The organism is Pseudomonas sp. P7759 (genome assembly GCF_013386445.1).
Taxonomy (GTDB): domain Bacteria; phylum Pseudomonadota; class Gammaproteobacteria; order Pseudomonadales; family Pseudomonadaceae; genus Aquipseudomonas; species Aquipseudomonas azotoformans_A.
Genome location: NZ_JACART010000140.1, coordinates 438 through 1571, shown reverse-complemented (window position 1 = coordinate 1571; position 1134 = coordinate 438). Strand labels below are relative to the sequence as shown.

Sequence of the window (1134 nt, the reverse complement as noted above, 5' to 3'; positions counted from 1 at the left end):
GCCCAAGGGCTGGCGCATTGTCCAGTTGTCCATGCCACGGGAAACCTGGTCGGAATGCTCACCCTTGAGCAGGTTGGGAATGCCACAGGCGAACTCGAGAATGTCGATGCCCCGGTCGACTTCGCCCTGGGCGTCGGTGAAAACCTTGCCGTGCTCAGCGACGATAATGCGCGCCAGGTCGTCTTTGCGTTCGCGCAGCAGGTGCAGGTATTCGAACAGCACGCGGGCGCGGCGGATCGGCGGGGTATCCGCCCAACCGGCAAACGCGGCTTGGGCGGCGGCAACGGCTTCGGACACGGTCTGGCGGCTGGCCAGGGCGACGCGGCCGGTCTTTTCGCCGGTGGCGGGGTTGAAGACATCCTGATAACGATCATCGCGGGACACGCGTTGGTCGTTGATGTAATGCTCGATTGTCGTTGTCATGGCAGTAGATCCCAGGTGGGTAGCGTTGGGGATCACGATAGGCTTTCGCTTTGTTCCAAACCAGAGCAGAATCCAGAACTTATTGTCCACATACGCGAACAATCTACTCATGGAAAAGGCTGAAATCGAAGGGCTTTGGACTCACATCCACTGGCTGTCAGTGCTGGAAGAACAAGGCACCTACACCGCCGCCGCCGCACGCCTGGGCGTGAGCAAGTCCGCCGTGAGCCAGCGTATTTCCGACCTGGAAAAGGCCACCGGCACGCGGCTGGTGACGCGCACCACGCGCAGTGTGCGGCTGACCGATGCGGGGCTGTCGTTGACCCGTGAAGTGCGCAGCGCTTATGAACAGATAGCCCGCAGCTTTTCGTCGGTGCGCGATTCGGTCGGGGAGATTCGCGGGCTGGTGCGGCTGACAGCGCCTGTCGCGTTTGCCCGTCAGCAACTGGTGCCGCATCTGTCGGAATTTTTGCAGCAGTACCCACAAGTGCGTATCCAACTGGACGTATCGGACGCCCTGAGTTCACTGGCCGCCGAAGGCTACGACCTGGCCGTGCGCCACGGTTTCCAGGTGCCGGAAACCCATGTGGCCTGGAAACTGTGTGACACCGGCTCGGTACTGGTCGCCACCCAGGATTACCTGCAACGCCACGGCGAGCCGCGCGAACCTGGCGACTTGTCCGCGCACAACTGCCTGTTCTACCCACGCGG

The 1134-nt window shown here is 62.0% G+C and carries 2 protein-coding genes; one reads left to right on the top strand and one right to left on the bottom strand.

Annotated features, from left to right (window positions below; all coding sequences use genetic code 11):
- A partial coding sequence (locus HX823_RS31690) for an aldehyde dehydrogenase family protein (protein WP_177078587.1) occupies positions 1-423 on the bottom strand: 423 nt, incomplete at its 3' end.
- 109 nt (positions 424-532) lie between these two features.
- Here HX823_RS31690 and HX823_RS31685 point away from each other — a divergent pair.
- The coding region (locus tag HX823_RS31685) for a LysR family transcriptional regulator (protein ID WP_256350351.1) at positions 533-1134 on the top strand (602 nt) is incomplete at its 3' end.